Raw genomic sequence first — 15,324 nt, 5'->3', positions numbered from 1 at the left:
TGCAAAGTTACAAAGATTTGAATTGATATTTTTAAATAGGTTAGTTGCTCTATATTGAAATATTTCTCATATTTAAATAATTGAAAAACTGACAGTTAAGCTGTTTTTATGGAAATATTTTAGTAATTTTATATAACCATTTGAAAATCAGAAATCATGAAAAAAATACTCTTTCCCACCGATTTTTCTAAAACTGCCAACAATGCATTTGTATATGCTTTAGAAATGGCAAAATTCCTTGAAGCCGAATTAATCGTGTTGCATGTATATGATTTGCCACCTGTTTCTTATGAGGGTTATCCATCCTATGTTTCGGAAGTTTATGAAACTATAGAGTTAAATAAATTTGAAAACTTCAAAGACCATGTGCCTTTGTTGAGAAAAATTGCTGAAGAACACCAATTGGATTCTATTAAAATGAGCCATGTTCTCGAACAAGGGGATTTAATTCAAGCTATAAAAAAACTGGTTAAAAGTGATAAAATTAGTTTAATTGTCATGGGAACCAATGGGGCTTCCGGCTGGAAAGAAACATTTTTAGGTTCTAATGCGGGTTCCGTTATAGAGAAGGTTCCTTTAATATCACTAACAGTTCCTGCCAAAGCTAAATTTGATAAAATCAAAAAAATTGCTTTTACTACTCGTTTTAAAAGTAAAGATCGTGTTGCTTTAAAACAAGTAATAGAATTTGCGAAACAAGTCAATGCAAAAGTAAAATGTCTTTATGTTAAAACCTTCGATTCCGATGTTAAAGAATCAAAAATAGAAAAATGGCGTTCCGATTTTAAAGATGAACCAGTCGAATTTTTTGTAATTGCCCATGATGATGTAAAAGAAACCATTTATGACTTTTTAAAAAATCAAGACATCGACATGTTGTCCATGCTGACCTATAAACGCGGTTTCTTCGAAGGGCTTTTTGATCCCAGCTTAACAAAAAAAATGTCCTACCATACTGAAATTCCAATATTGGCATTACATGAAAAGTAAATAAATGACAATCCGATTTTAGCATTTTCGAATCCTGATATTTAGATGAATAAATATAGAATTTTGAGATAGTGTCAGTTCTTCACATTATATGATTTAATTGATTTTGTAAATTCTATATTTGCATTTCATCAAATCGAACTATGGAAGTTTATAAAAAAAGGAGTAAAACCTTTTCAGCCGAATTAACAAAAATCAATAAAAAGTACAATACCATCAGTTTTTTTAGATTACTGAGCATTGTTCTTTTTCTACTCACGCTGTATTATTATTTCCAAACAGAAAAAAGTTTCCTTATTGTTTTGGGCGTTTTATTCTTTGCTTTTTTTATTATTTTGATGCGTTTTCATACCAAATTAGTTTTTCAGAAAGAACTTAGAGAAGCACTCGTAGCTATTAACAACGATGAAGCTTCCTATCTGAATAGAGAAAAAATACCTTTCGAAAACGGTCAGGAATTTAACAATTTTTCACATCCATATGCCTATGATTTAGATATCTATGGCGAGCATTCTTTATTTCAAAACCTGAACAGAACAACCACCTTTGTTGGAAAAAAAAACTTGGCAGAACAATTGCTTACAATTGCACCAAACCAGGAAATTCTTAGAAATCAACAAGCGGTAAAAGAATTATCAGAAAAATTAGATTGGCGCCAGGAATTTATGGCTTTGGCTAAAATAAGTCACGACAGCAAATCATTATATGAAACCTTACTGAAATGGAGTTCCTTTTCCAGTACGCCTTTGTCTAAAGTAAGTTCAGCATTGTCTTTTATATCTCCGGCACTTTTAGCAGGATCATTTATCGCTTATTTGGTAACATCGAATTCGGTTTTTTTATCGGTTTTATCTTTTTTGTTTGCTTTGAATTTGGCGATTTTGGGTAATTTCTATAAACGAATTACTATCGAAATTGCTAATGCCGAAAATATAGACAAAATCATTAATCAGTACAGTCTTATTGTTCATAAAATAGAAACCGAATCGTTTCAATCCGAAAAATTGAAGGATTTGCAATTAAAATTGAGCTATAAGGATGAAACCGCAAGTATCCATTTAAAACAATTATCGGTTTTGTTTTCAAGAATGGACAGTATTGGGAATTTAGTCAGTACTGTATTGTTCAATGGAATTTTTCTTTTTCATCTTCATAATTTAAGAGCTTTAATCCAATGGAAAAAAGACCATGCTGAAGCCCTGAACCAATGGCTTGAAGTAATTGGCGAGTTTGATATGTTAAACAGTTTGGCCAATTTTTCGTATAATAATCCGCAATTTGTTTTTCCGACTTTGAATACGAATTATGAGATTTCATTTTCTAATTTGAACCATCCGTTATTAAACGAGAAAACCAGAATTGGAAATGATGTCAATTTCCAACCACAATCTTTTATGATTTTAACGGGTTCGAATATGTCGGGTAAAAGTACATTTCTGAGAAGTTTAGGAATTAATATGGTATTGGCCGGAATTGGTGCGCCAGTTTGTGCCGATGAAGCGAATGTTCATCCCTTATCTATTTTGGTATCCATGCGATTATCGGATTCCTTATCGGATAGCGAATCTTATTTCTACGCAGAAATCAAGCGATTAAAACTCATTATGGATCAATTGGAAGGAAATCCTGCTTTTGTGCTTTTGGATGAAATCCTGAGAGGAACCAACTCTGATGACAAACGCAATGGAACTATTGAAGTAGTGAAGAAAATGATTGCTAAAAAGGCCATTGGAGCCATTGCCACACATGATATTGAAGTTTGCCTGACCACTAATGATTATCCAAATCAGTTGACTAATAAATATTTTGAAGTCGAAATTATTGATAATGATTTGCATTTTGATTACAAACTTCGAAACGGGATTTGCAAAAATAGAAGCGCCACTTTCCTAATGAAAAAAATGGAAGTTATTTAGACTTTATACAATAAAAAAAACCGCAATTCTGGTTAGGAAATTGCGGTTTATTCAAATATATAAAAAGGGTTGTAAATAGCTAGTTATTAAGCATTACCGGCATGACCAGCATGGTTACCGTTTCACCATCTTCTAATCCGTCAACTGGAGTTAGAATCCCTGCACGATTTGGTAAGGACATTTCAAGCATGATCATATCCGATTGTAAATTCGTCAACATTTCTGTTAAGAAACGAGAGTTGAACCCAATTTGCATATCGTCACCTTGGTAATCACAAGTCAATCTTTCTTCTGCTTTGTTTGAATAGTCAATATCTTCGGCAGAAATATTCAATTCTGCTCCAGCGATTTTTAAACGAATCTGGTGTGTAGTTTTGTTTGAGAAAATAGCCACACGACGAACAGAATTCAAAAATTGGCTTCTGTCAATCATTAATTTATTTGGATTTTCTTTTGGAATTACCGCTTCATAGTTTGGATATTTTCCATCTATCAAACGACACATTAAAATATAATTATCAAAAGAGAATGTAGCGTTTGAATCGTTGTACTCAATTTTTACTTCCGCATCCGAAGCACCAAGAATACTTTTTAAGATATTCAAAGGTTTTTTTGGCATAATAAAATCAGCTACTTGAGATGCTTTTACATCGGTACGTGCATATTTCACTAATTTATGGGCATCTGTTGCTACAAAAGTCAAACCTTCTGGAGAAAACTGAAAGAAAACCCCTGACATTACAGGACGTAAATCATCGTTTCCGGCAGCGAAAATTGTTTTACTCACCGCAGTCGCCAAAACATCTGCAGGAACTAAAGTAGTTGATGGATCGTCAAGATTTACTGATTTCGGGAATTCTTCTCCCGGAGCATACGCCAAAGCATATTTCCCTGAATTAGAACTGATTTCAATTGTACTGTTTTCTTCAACGGTGAACGTTAAAGGTTGTTCCGGAAAAGTTTTCAGGATTTCCAAAAGCAATTTTGCAGGAACAGCAACGCTTCCCTGACTTTCAGAATCGATTTCTAAAGTCGCTGACATGGTAGTTTCTAAATCAGAAGCAGAAACGGTTAAGGTTTTACTATCCAATTCAAAAAGGAAATTATCTAAAATAGGTAAGGTGTTACTACTGTTAATCACACTTCCTAATACTTGCAATTGTTTTAATAAGTACGAACTCGATACTATAAACTTCATCTTTGGCTTTTTTTTAAATCATTCATGATTCTAATTTTTATTAGAAATCATACAAATTTTACATTTTACAAATATATCTTAAACAAACAAATATAAAAAATGATTTTATTAACATTTACTTACTGTATTTTCTTTTTCGTAAGAAAGTGAATACTACACCAAAAATTAGCAGGACAACTATTGGTAATCCGACGGTTATCAATTGTGTAGTGGTATAATTGGCATATACTTTTTCTTTATCCAAAATAGGCAAATCGACTACTTTGCTTCTAATGTTAATAAGTCCGTTGTCGTCCAGAAGATAATTGACACAATTCATCAGAAATTCTTTGTTTCCATATAGATTGTTGGTCCATTTATCATAGCCTAATTCTAACGGCTGGTAATTTTTATCCAATTGATTTCTAATCAGATCTCCATCGGAAACGACAATCATTTTGTTATTTCTTCCTTTGGTTTCAAATGTTTTCTCCTGAAAAGGCAACACTCTATTTTCATACATAGAATGAAATTCCCCTTCCAATAAAACCGCCACTGGAATATTACCCGTGTTTTTGAATTCACTTTGTTCTGGTCTTTCCTGAACCATATCCAATTTGACTTCAACAGGCGCTCCAACCAATTTTGAATACGGGGAAGATTGTAATAAAACGGTTTTTTTAATGCCGTTCTTCAACGTATCAATTCCACTGGCGAATTCAAATTTTAAGGCATCAAGATTGCTCACAATAGGATGTTTTGCCGAAGGATAAATCAAAGGCGAATAAAACCAAGGATATTGGGTGTATTGTGCGGCACTTCCTTTGTCTCCGGTAGCCAGAGCGATTGGAGTTGCCATTAAGTCTTTGACCAAATTCGGATTGATACGAACGCCATATTTAAAAAACATATCGTTCAGATTCAAATCGTTTGGATAAGCTAAAGTAGCACCGGATTCGTTATACAAACTATCCATTTCCATGTTGACCTGATCCACAAGCCACAATGTTTTTCCACCATTCATAACGAATTGGTCTAGAACTAATTTTTCTTCATCAGAGAATTTTTCCGTTGGTTTTGCAATGATGGCTAAATCGTATTTTTTGAGATAAGCCAAACTTTCATTTGGTTTTTTCGCTACTGAATCCAATGTAAAAGTCCCGATATAATAATTATCTCGGACCTGTTTGATGAAATCGGCCATCAGTAAATCGTGTAATTCGCCGTTTCCTTTGATGATAGCGACTTTCTTTGCTTTGGCTTTAGCAATGGTATTAAATGCATTCGCAAAAGCATATTCCAAATGTTGCACCGAACTCACGACTTTTTCTGCTGTAGAAGCACCCATCATATTTTTCAATAGAGGTACTTTTACACTTCTGCCATTATACGTGGCAATTGCCCAAGGAAAAACCACTTCCTGGGTTTGTTTTCCTTTATCGTCAAGCGTAACATTAATTGGTGTTAAACCTCTTTCAACGAACGATTGCATAATGGTGTCACGCTCTTCTTCATTTTCCAATGGATTTACAAATTGGAAAACTATATTCGAATTATAGGCTTTGAATTCCTCTAATAATTGTTGGGTTTCCGTTTGCAGTTTTTTGAATTCACCAGGAAATTCCCCTTTTAAGAAAACATCAATGATTAAAGGATCTTTCACTTCTTTGATGATATTCAAAGAAGTTGGGGAAAGGGTATATCTTTTGTCTTTGGTTAAATCAAAACGATGAAAAAACTGACTTCCAATGCCATTCACGACTAACAAAATAGCGATAGTGAACAATAGGGTTTTTAGGTTGCTTTTTTTAATTGGTACCATTACGATTTCAAAGATTTTAATTTAAAAACAGTAAACGAAAGGAATAAAACGGTTACGCTCACAAAATATAATATGTCTCTGGTGTCCAGAACGCCTCGGCTCATACTCTTGTAATGACTGTCCATTCCTAATTTAGAAATGAAATTTTCGATGCTTGGAACAGCACTAGCCAATCCTTCGAATCCAAAATAGAAAATGAAACACAAAAATACCGAAAGGATAAACGCCACAATCTGATTGTCGGAAAGGGTAGAAGTGAAAATTCCAATTGCTGAATAAGCCGCAATGAGGAATAACAATCCAAAATAAGAACCCATTGTGCTTCCCATATCGATATTCCCTTCGGGCATTCCTAAACCGGAAATTACTTTTACATAAATGAAGGTCGGAATAATGGCAATAACGATTAATAACATCGCACCAAGGAATTTTCCGTTTACGATTTGCCAGATACTCAAAGGTTTGGTAAGCAACAATTCTAAGGTTCCTTGTTTCATTTCATCCGAAAAACTGCGCATCGTTACCGCCGGAATCAGGAAAATAAGTATCCATGGGGAAATAGTAAAAAACGGACTTAAATCGGCAAAACCGGAGTTTAAAATATTGAAATCACCCTCGAAAACCCAAAGGAACAGTCCGTTGAGCAAAAGAAAAATGGCGATGACCAAATAACCTATCGGCGAACCAAAAAAGGATTTAATTTCTCGTAATAATATGGCTTTCATTTTTATTGTTTAATCGTTGATTTGGTTATTCGTGTATTTGAAACTGAATATTGATTATTGCAAACTTACTAACTTATCCACGCTCCAGGCTTCAGGCTTATCATTGAATAATTTCTTGGTAAAAGTCCAGACATCGTAAAAAAGTTCAGAATTTCGGTAATTTTCTAAATCGACTTCGGTTTCCCAATAACTATAGGTAAAGAAAATACTTTTGTTGTTTTTATCCTGATACAATTCCAAAAACCGATTTCCGGGAGCAGATCGTATTTTTTCTTTCATTAATTCGAAATTTTCTAAAAAAGCAGGAATATGTTCCTCGTGAAAACTCAATTTTACTATTCGTACAAACATAGTTAATTCGTTGATTTGGTTATTTGTTGATTTAAGCTAATCATTAAATTGAATCGTAACAACATCCCTATAATTCAATCCCAATAAACTATTAGCAGAACCAACACTTGCAGGATTACTTCTAAAAATGGCAATTTCCAGAAATCCGGCTTCATTGAAAATGGCTAATTTATCGCCTTCATAATTTTTTATCGGGTAATTACGTGAATTGGCAATATCAGAATATTTAGGCCATATGTTTTTGATGTTGCCTTTTTTATTTTGTTTTGTTCTCTCGTTTAATATGATTTCATAAGGTCTTCCTTTGGCCAGATCCAAAAACAGTTTTTTGGTAATATTGGTCACCACATTACCAAAATGATCAATATAAATCACATAGCCTTTTATCGAATTTTTATCAGTCGCAATTACAGGTTGTAATTCCGTTACTTGTTTTATGGAATCGATTTCTTTTCCAATAACATTCAGTAAACCACCTTTGGCAAGATGACAGGCCACCGTTACAAAAACATCCAAATCGGTAGCTTCAACAGACAAGCGATCGTGAATATTAATGGCCACCAATTTCTGGGGTACAATCTTTTGAGTAAGCATGCTCAGGATTCCATTATCGGCACAAATAAAAAAATGATCGTTCCATTGCATCGCAATATGTCGGTTTTCCTTATTCATTTCGGCATCCACGCCTATAAGATGAACGCTTCCTTTCGGGAAACTCATATAAGCAGCACTAATCATGTAACTTGCTTCTACCGTGTTGAATGGATCAATATTGTGCGAAATATCTATGATTTTTGCCTCTGAAAACTCAGATAAAATTTTCCCTTTCAAAGCACCAACAAAGTGGTCTTTTAGCCCGTAATCGGTAGTAAGGGTAATTATTGACATAAAATTGTTTATAACTATTACAAGGAATTTATTCTAAAATTTCTTAAATTTGAGATATGCAAAGCTAATAATTATCAGCGATTATTTTTTAATTAAATACTACTCCATTTGAACGAAAGAACCATCGAGCTCATAGACATCGCTCCTAAAGATTTTTGGGGCGCTCAAGACACTCATCTTGAAACGATTAAAAAGTATTATCCTAAATTAAAAATTGTCGCAAGAGGTACGACAATAAAGGTTTTTGGCGAAAAAGACGCCCTGGACGAATTTGAGAAACGATTTCATCGGTTGATGCTCCATTTTACGCGATACAACAATATCGATAATAATGTTATCGAAAGAGTCATACAAAGTGATTCGCAAGACGACAAAAGAGCGGATGCGCACGATAAAATCTTAGTTCACGGAGTCGGCGGAAAAATCATCAAAGCCATGACAGCCAACCAACAATTGCTGGTGGATTCGATGGCCAAAAATGATATGGTTTTTGCCGTAGGACCAGCGGGAACGGGGAAAACCTATACCGGAGTGGCCATGGCGGTAAAAGCATTGAAAGAAAAACAAGTCAAAAGAATCATTCTGACGCGTCCGGCGGTAGAAGCAGGGGAGAACCTCGGTTTTCTGCCCGGCGATATGAAAGAAAAACTCGATCCTTACATGCAACCTTTATATGATGCGTTGCGCGATATGTTGCCCAACGAAAAACTGGAAGATTATATCCTAAAAGGAATCATCCAGATTGCACCTTTGGCTTTCATGCGTGGACGAACACTGGATGATGCATTCGTGATTCTGGATGAAGCCCAAAATACAACCCATTCGCAAATGAAAATGTTCCTGACCCGTATGGGAAAAAGCGCCAAATTCATGATTACCGGCGACCCGGGACAAGTCGATTTGCCAAGAAGAACCATTTCCGGACTCAAAGAAGCCATATTGGTTCTGAAAGATGTCGACGGCATCGGAATTATTTATCTTGATGACAAAGATATCGTGCGTCACCGATTGGTTAAAAAAGTAATTGATGCCTACAAACAGATTGAAAATCATGATTAAGAAGTAATCAAATTGCTCAGATTTTATTGAAGCGAAAAGCTTTGGAATATTTATAAATCATATTCCCGCTTTTCGCTTCAATCTTTTCCTTTTTAAAGAAAAAAGGAAAAGGATTTCCACTGCAATCGGGGCTAAGTAAGGTTTGTATTGATTTTTTTAAATTTAAGGCATTAATTATATGCAGCATTATAGAAAATTATCAGAAAAGGAAAAGAAATTATTATCTGTTTTAATTGATAAATCAGAATTAAAAGTCACTCAAAATCAGTTAAATAATATTATGGTTAGAGAAATGGATGATGGTAAAATGGGTAGTTTAATTTTATATCCGGATTCAAGCACTGATTATAATGAAAAAAGAGTTTTTGGTAAACAAATAAGCGATCATTCATTTGAAGATTCTGATGGAGCTAAAGTCATTGCGTCATTATATATAGATAAAAAAGGTAATTTATTTGAATTGGATATTTGGAAAACTGATTTTAGTGCTTTAATTTCAATACCTGATAATTTTACTGAAATGAAGTAAATTTGCGTAAAGTTTCTCAGAGCATCTATTAGTTTTCTTTGTGTATCTCTTCAAAACAACCTATTTTTGCACAAACAACTAACTACAACAATGAACAATACCATCACCACGACTAATTTCAATTTCCCCAATCAAAAATCAGTATATCACGGCAAAGTTCGTGAAGTCTATAATATCAACGATGAGCTTTTGGTCATGGTCGCTACCGACCGACTTTCAGCTTTTGATGTCGTGATGCCAAAAGGAATTCCGTATAAAGGACAAATCCTGAATCAAATTGCCACCAAATTCATGGAACTGACACAAGATATCGTTCCAAATTGGTTAATTGCGACGCCGGATCCAAATGTTGCCGTTGGTCATTTATGCCAGCCTTTCAAAGTCGAAATGGTAATCCGTGGTTATCTTGCCGGTCATGCGGCCCGCGAATATGCTTCAGGAAAAAGAATATTGTGTGGCGTAACCTTGCCGGAAGGACTAAAAGAAAACGACAAATTACCAACCCCAATTATCACGCCTTCTACAAAAGCCGCTAATGGAGCACACGATGAAGACATTTCTCGTGAAGATATTTTAGCCCAAGGAATTGTTTCGGAAGAAGATTATTTGGTTTTAGAAAATTATACTTACGCCCTATATCAGCGAGGAACCAGTATCGCCGCCAGTCGTGGACTGATTTTGGTAGATACAAAATATGAATTTGGTAAAACAAAAAACGGAAAAATTGTCCTGATTGATGAAATTCATACACCGGATTCCTCTCGTTATTTCTACGCGGATGGTTATCAGGAAAGACAAGATACCGGTGAAGAACAAAAACAATTATCTAAAGAATTCGTAAGACGCTGGTTAATCGAAAACGGTTTTCAAGGCAAAGAAGGCCAACAAATTCCAGATATGAGCGATGAATATATTGAAACGGTTTCGGAACGTTACATAGAACTATATGAAAGAATATTAGGAGAACCCTTTGTGAAAGCTGATATTTCGAATATCAATGAACGAATTGAGAAAAACGTTTTGGCATATTTGGAAAAATAGAAACAAAGTTTTAAAATTATTTAACCGCCTTATGGCGGTTTTTTTTATGCTTTTTTGAGGATGAAATAGATGGAAACCCGGATTTTGACATCTTTAAATCGGTCACTTACTAATCTTAACCTAATAAACCAACTGTTGTTTGTCTTCTTTTTAAGAAGGAACATTTATTTAATATTTGTAATTAAATCATTTTTATATAAGCTTGTCGTAGGGTTATATTATTTGTAATCAGTATTATAATTCTAATTTTTTGTCTATTCTTATTTGATATCACTCTTTTTAAAAAGTTAATATTTTGTTAAATTTAAGTACTATGTGAAACACAATACTGTCTTTAAGATATATATTTGCATAGGATATTATTATATGCTTTTCATCAGCAACAAAACAAACAAAAAAATCAACAATTAAAAAATTAATTATCATGAAAAATTCAATCATTTATTTAGGAATTGCTTTACTATCTATTACAAATAGTATTACAGCATCAAATGTTCATCAGTCATTTATTAAAAATGACGATAGTTCCTTTAGTACTAAACAGCATTCAGCCGAAGTTGTCGATTCAAAAGTAATCGTTACTGAAATATCAAACGATAATGATTCAACAATTAAAGTATTTTCTCTGGTTGAAGATACGTCAATCTTTAACCCGGATACTGTTGTTTTTAATGCATTCGAAAGAACCATTGAAGAAGTCATTGCGGAGAATAATCAAATAATTGAAAATGGTATTTCAAATGAAATTAGCTTTTTATACATCGAAAAATCAACAGAGGAAATTATTGCAGAAGATAATGAAATAATAGAAAGCACTATTTCAACAGAAGTTCAGCCTCTTCAAATCGAAAAAACGATTGAAGAAATCATCATTGAAGACAATAAAATTATCGAAAGCACTATTTCTAATGAATTTCAACCGCTTGATTTCGAAAAAATAAAAGAGATTTAAAATTTAATAATCTTAAAGAAAAAGGAGTTTAAAAGTTAATTGTTGCATTTGGACAGGTAAAAAATGTGGGTCATCGATATAGAATTTAAAAAAAAGTTAAAGCAGAAAAAGATTGTAACGTTTTGTTGATTTGAAGCGTCTATTCTTTTAAATCGTTAAGTAATTAAAAATCAATCATCATGAAAAATTCAATCGTTTATTTAGGAATCATGTTGTTGGCATTTACTAATGTTAACCATGCATCAGAGGTTTTTAAAAATCAAGACAATGCTTCTCAATTCAAATCAGTCGAATCAGTAACGACTGCACAAAATGAAGCACTATTGCCGGAAGAAGTAATTTTTAATCAAAAAAAGTTTGGTCCCGATGAAGACACAGTGATATTTGATCCGCTAAAAGTTATTGCTTTAAACTTAGAAAAACCAATCGAAGAAATTATTGCTGAAAACAATAAAATAATCGAAAGCAGCTTCTCAAATGAGGTTGTCTATTTATACAGCGAAAAACCGATAGAAGATGTTATTGCAGAGAATAATCAAATAATTGAAAGCAAGGTTGCAACAGCAGAAGTTCATTTTATTTTTATTGATAAAGCAATAGAGGATATTATTGCCGAAGACAATCAAATAATTGAAAGCATCGTTCCAAATGAGATTCAACTTTTGGACTTCGAAAAATAAATAGAAGTTTTAATTATTATCTATACGAAATCAGGTCGGGCAAAGAATACTTTGCTAATGAAAAAGCACCATTATGGATCTATAATGATGCTTTTTTTATGTTTAAAAATATTGACTTATATTTTTTGAAGCTGTTTGTCTTGTATTTTCGAAAACAATATTAATCCGACAATAGCGCCAATCGTTGCATATAACATATCAGATTGTGTATCCCAAATATAACCTTGTGTACCTAAAAAAGCATCGCCACCTTCTCCGGTTAAAATAGAAACCAGCCATTCAATCCATTCATAAGCTGCACTAATAGCCAGACAAATGGATACAATAATAAAGTTGAAAAAGCTTTTATTACTGATCACCATTTTGCGAATAAACAATTCGCGTATAATCATTGCAGGAACCAAGCCTTGTGCAAAGTGTCCAACTTTGTCATAATTGTTTCTACTCTGATGAAAAGTCTCTTTAATATAATCGAAAAAAGGAACTTCGGCATACGTATAATGTCCGCCAATGAAGAGAATAATGCAGTGAATCAGAATCAGGAAATAGGTAAAATTGGTAAACCTAAATTTCTTAAAAGTAAATATCAAGATTAAAACGCCAATTACAGCAGGCAAAACTTCCAAAAAACAAGTGAAGCCTTCCTTTGGATTAATGATTGCCCAAAGGAAAGTTCCAACAAAAATGTTTAACATGATATAAATGTATCTCATTTGGTTTGTTTTTTGGCCCTGATAGGAGCGGTATCCTTTTTCTGGCTTCTTTAGACAGAAAAAGATATAGCAGATAGCGGGAATAGCTTCTAAATATTATTTGAAATAAGAAAACGTTTCGTTATTCTCAATTTTCAATAAACTCTCGTAGATTAATTTAATTACGTTTTCGACATCGTCACGGTGCACCATTTCTACCGTTGTGTGCATGTAACGCAAAGGAAGCGAAATCAAAGCCGATGCTACGCCGCCATTACTATACGCAAATGCATCGGTATCAGTTCCCGTAACACGAGAGGAAGCCATGCGTTGAAAAGGAATTTTATTTTCTTCGGCCGTATTTATAATCAACTCTCTCAAATTGTTTTGTACTGCGGGAGCATAGGTAATTACCGGACCTTTTCCGATTTTTGTTTCGCCTTCCACTTTTACATCAATCATAGGAGTAGAAGTGTCGTGACAAACATCAGTAACAATTGCTACGTTTGGTCGGATGGTTTTCGTAATCATTTCGGCACCGCGAAGACCTACTTCTTCCTGAACCGAATTGGTGATGTATAATCCAAAAGGTAATTTCTTTTTATTTTCATGAAGCAAACGCGCTACTTCGGCAATCATAAATCCGCCCATACGGTTATCAATCGCACGACATACAAACTTATTCCCGTTCATAATCATGAATTCATCAGGATAGGTGATGACACAGCCTACGTGAATTCCCATTTTCTCCACTTCTTCTTTAGTTTCGCAACCGGTATCAATAAATAGATTACTGATTTTAGGGTTTTCCTCTTTGTCTTTAAGACGGGTATGAATTGCCGGCCAACCGAAAACGCCTTTTACAATCCCTTTTTTGGTATGAATGTTTACCAACTTTGACGGTGCAATCTGATGATCGGAACCCCCATTTCGGATTACATATATTAAACCATTGTCGGTAATGTAATTTACATACCAGGAAATTTCATCCGCGTGGCCTTCAATCACTACTTTATAAGGAGCATCCGGATTGATAACACCAACCGCTGTTCCATATGTGTCCGTAATAAATGTATCTACATAAGGTTTTACATAATCCATCCAGATTTTTTGTCCTTCGGCTTCAAAACCAGTAGGCGAGGCGTTGTTTAAATATTGTTCCAAAAAGGCAATGGAAGTTTCTTTTAATATCGATTTTGTGCTCATAAAATATTTTTTTGCTAAATTATAAATTTGGCATCACACTTGTTATATATAATGTATAATTTTGACAAACAAATAACTTTTCAAATGAACGTATTCAAATATCTTTTGCTTATTTCCTTTATCACAACAAGTGCCTTTGCCCAGGTGGTAAAAAAAGACAGTATAAAAACCGAAGAAATTTCAGAAGAGAACGACACCATTCTTGGGGAAGCCGTATTATTAGAAGAAGTCATTATTAGCAAAGACAAATTAGATGCTGAGGGTAAGAAACAATTTCTACTACTTCAGAACAGAGTATATAAGGTGTACCCTTATGCAAAAATTGCCTCCGAAAGATTAACGTCACTAAATAAGAATATGGCAAACCTTAAAACGAATAGGGAGAAGAAAAAGTATTTCAAGATAGTCGAAGATTATATAGAGAATGAATTTACGGCTAAACTCAAAAAACTATCTCGTAAACAAGGCCAGATTCTGGTAAAGCTAATTTATCGCCAAACCGGTATCACAACGTACGACCTTATTAAGGAATACAAAAGCGGTTGGAAAGCATTCTGGTCCAACAATACCGCCAAATTATTTGACATTAATATAAAATCCAAATACGATCCCTACCAAGTTAATGAAGATTATCTCATAGAAACCATTTTAGAACGTGCCTTCAATAGCGGTAGGTTGGTCAAACAAGAATCTGCAAACCCGATAGATTACTACGATCTTTCGGATCATTGGTATAAAAAAGCAAGTAAGAAGTAGTAACATTTTCCTCAGGAGCGCAAAGTCCGTCCTTATATATAGGTGCAATTCCCGCTTTCCGCTCCAATCTTTCGCTTTTTAAAGGAAAAAGCGAAAGGATTTCCGCTGCACTCGGGGCTAAAGGAGGAGTTTGAGGCTTATTTACAGATTAGGTTACTCCACATTCGGGTCAAAAAGCCTTTGTTTTTCTCTATGGAATAGCTCCAATTCCCCTAAATTCATAAAAAGACATTGCAATGCATCCGTGCAAATCCGCCAAATCCGTCAAATCTGTGTTCTTTTACATCCATTAAACAAACAGGTGTACTATATATAAGAGTAAAGCCAACCCAGGATTTCCACGAATCTTCCCTCATCACCAATCAACCTTCAAAAAACTTTCATATCCAAAAAACACGGTCCCAGCAACTTAGCGTATCAATCAAAAAAACTTTCAAAAAAAGACATTTAAAAGTTTGCGAAAGCGAATAAGTATGCTACTTTTGCACCCGCAATGACGCAGAAGTTCTTACTTATTTACTGGGAATCGAATCAAAATAA

Annotated in this window: 15 protein-coding genes; 8 read left to right on the top strand and 7 right to left on the bottom strand. The window is 34.1% G+C overall.

The window, feature by feature from the left end; all coding sequences use genetic code 11:
- Nucleotides 1–156: 156 nt before the first annotated feature.
- Together VI621_RS12010 and VI621_RS12005 are read left to right on the top strand one after the other, a co-directional pair.
- Nucleotides 157–990, top strand: coding sequence for a universal stress protein (locus tag VI621_RS12010; RefSeq protein ID WP_324218636.1), 834 nt, complete (start codon nucleotides 157–159; stop codon nucleotides 988–990).
- 143 nt (nucleotides 991–1,133) lie between these two features.
- Nucleotides 1,134–2,906: a MutS-related protein gene (locus tag VI621_RS12005; protein WP_324218635.1), complete on the top strand. Its 1,773-nt coding sequence runs from the start codon at nucleotides 1,134–1,136 to the stop codon at nucleotides 2,904–2,906.
- Nucleotides 2,907–2,985: 79 nt separating this feature from the next.
- Here VI621_RS12005 and dnaN read toward each other — a convergent pair whose 3' ends face one another.
- The 5 genes from dnaN to VI621_RS11980 form a co-directional block, all read right to left on the bottom strand.
- Nucleotides 2,986–4,104, bottom strand: a complete 1,119-nt coding sequence (gene dnaN / locus VI621_RS12000; protein ID WP_324218634.1) for a DNA polymerase III subunit beta — start codon at nucleotides 4,102–4,104, stop codon at nucleotides 2,986–2,988.
- A 115-nt stretch (nucleotides 4,105–4,219) separates the two neighbouring features.
- Nucleotides 4,220–5,905 (bottom strand): gliding motility-associated ABC transporter substrate-binding protein GldG, encoded by a 1,686-nt coding sequence (gene gldG, locus VI621_RS11995; RefSeq protein WP_324218633.1) that lies wholly within the window; start codon nucleotides 5,903–5,905, stop codon nucleotides 4,220–4,222.
- Nucleotides 5,905–6,630 (bottom strand): gliding motility-associated ABC transporter permease subunit GldF, encoded by a 726-nt coding sequence (gldF, locus tag VI621_RS11990; protein WP_324218632.1) that lies wholly within the window; start codon nucleotides 6,628–6,630, stop codon nucleotides 5,905–5,907. The genes gldG and gldF overlap by 1 nt, the downstream gene beginning before the upstream one ends.
- 54 nt (nucleotides 6,631–6,684) lie before the next feature.
- Nucleotides 6,685–6,981 (bottom strand): antibiotic biosynthesis monooxygenase family protein, encoded by a 297-nt coding sequence (locus VI621_RS11985; RefSeq protein ID WP_324218631.1) that lies wholly within the window; start codon nucleotides 6,979–6,981, stop codon nucleotides 6,685–6,687.
- Nucleotides 6,982–7,017: 36 nt separating this feature from the next.
- Entirely contained in the window at nucleotides 7,018–7,869 is an 852-nt protein-coding gene (locus VI621_RS11980; protein ID WP_324218630.1) for an SAM-dependent chlorinase/fluorinase, read from the bottom strand.
- A gap of 108 nt (nucleotides 7,870–7,977) precedes the next feature.
- Here VI621_RS11980 and VI621_RS11975 point away from each other — a divergent pair, with 108 nt between their 5' ends.
- The 5 genes from VI621_RS11975 to VI621_RS11955 all read left to right on the top strand — a co-directional run bounded on the left by VI621_RS11975 (nucleotide 7,978) and on the right by VI621_RS11955 (nucleotide 12,130).
- On the top strand, nucleotides 7,978–8,928 hold the full coding sequence (locus VI621_RS11975; protein WP_324218629.1) for a PhoH family protein: 951 nt from the start codon (nucleotides 7,978–7,980) through the stop codon (nucleotides 8,926–8,928).
- Between the two features lie 178 nt (nucleotides 8,929–9,106).
- Nucleotides 9,107–9,457 (top strand): DUF6984 family protein, encoded by a 351-nt coding sequence (locus VI621_RS11970; RefSeq protein ID WP_324218628.1) that lies wholly within the window; start codon nucleotides 9,107–9,109, stop codon nucleotides 9,455–9,457.
- Between the two features lie 90 nt (nucleotides 9,458–9,547).
- A complete protein-coding gene (locus tag VI621_RS11965) occupies nucleotides 9,548–10,498 on the top strand; it encodes a phosphoribosylaminoimidazolesuccinocarboxamide synthase (protein WP_324218649.1) in 951 nt (316 codons plus the stop codon).
- 424 nt (nucleotides 10,499–10,922) lie between these two features.
- Nucleotides 10,923–11,450, top strand: coding sequence for a hypothetical protein (locus VI621_RS11960; protein ID WP_324218627.1), 528 nt, complete (start codon nucleotides 10,923–10,925; stop codon nucleotides 11,448–11,450).
- Nucleotides 11,451–11,629: 179 nt separating this feature from the next.
- Nucleotides 11,630–12,130: a hypothetical protein gene (locus tag VI621_RS11955; protein WP_324218626.1), complete on the top strand. Its 501-nt coding sequence runs from the start codon at nucleotides 11,630–11,632 to the stop codon at nucleotides 12,128–12,130.
- 116 nt (nucleotides 12,131–12,246) lie between these two features.
- On the opposite strand, the gene VI621_RS11950 is transcribed toward VI621_RS11955, so the two are convergent.
- Entirely contained in the window at nucleotides 12,247–12,843 is a 597-nt protein-coding gene (locus VI621_RS11950) for a DUF2238 domain-containing protein (protein ID WP_324218625.1), read from the bottom strand.
- Nucleotides 12,844–12,939: 96 nt separating this feature from the next.
- A complete protein-coding gene (locus VI621_RS11945; protein WP_324218624.1) occupies nucleotides 12,940–14,028 on the bottom strand; it encodes a M42 family metallopeptidase in 1,089 nt (362 codons plus the stop codon).
- Nucleotides 14,029–14,112: 84 nt separating this feature from the next.
- Here VI621_RS11945 and VI621_RS11940 point away from each other — a divergent pair, with 84 nt between their 5' ends.
- Nucleotides 14,113–14,784, top strand: a complete 672-nt coding sequence (locus VI621_RS11940) for a DUF4294 domain-containing protein (RefSeq protein ID WP_324218623.1) — start codon at nucleotides 14,113–14,115, stop codon at nucleotides 14,782–14,784.
- Nucleotides 14,785–15,324: the final 540 nt, after the last annotated feature.

The organism is Flavobacterium sp., from assembly GCF_035292545.1.
Lineage (GTDB): Bacteria > Bacteroidota > Bacteroidia > Flavobacteriales > Flavobacteriaceae > Flavobacterium.
The sequence above is the reverse complement of the archived record's forward strand: the minus strand, read 5'-3'. Positions and strand labels throughout refer to the sequence as shown.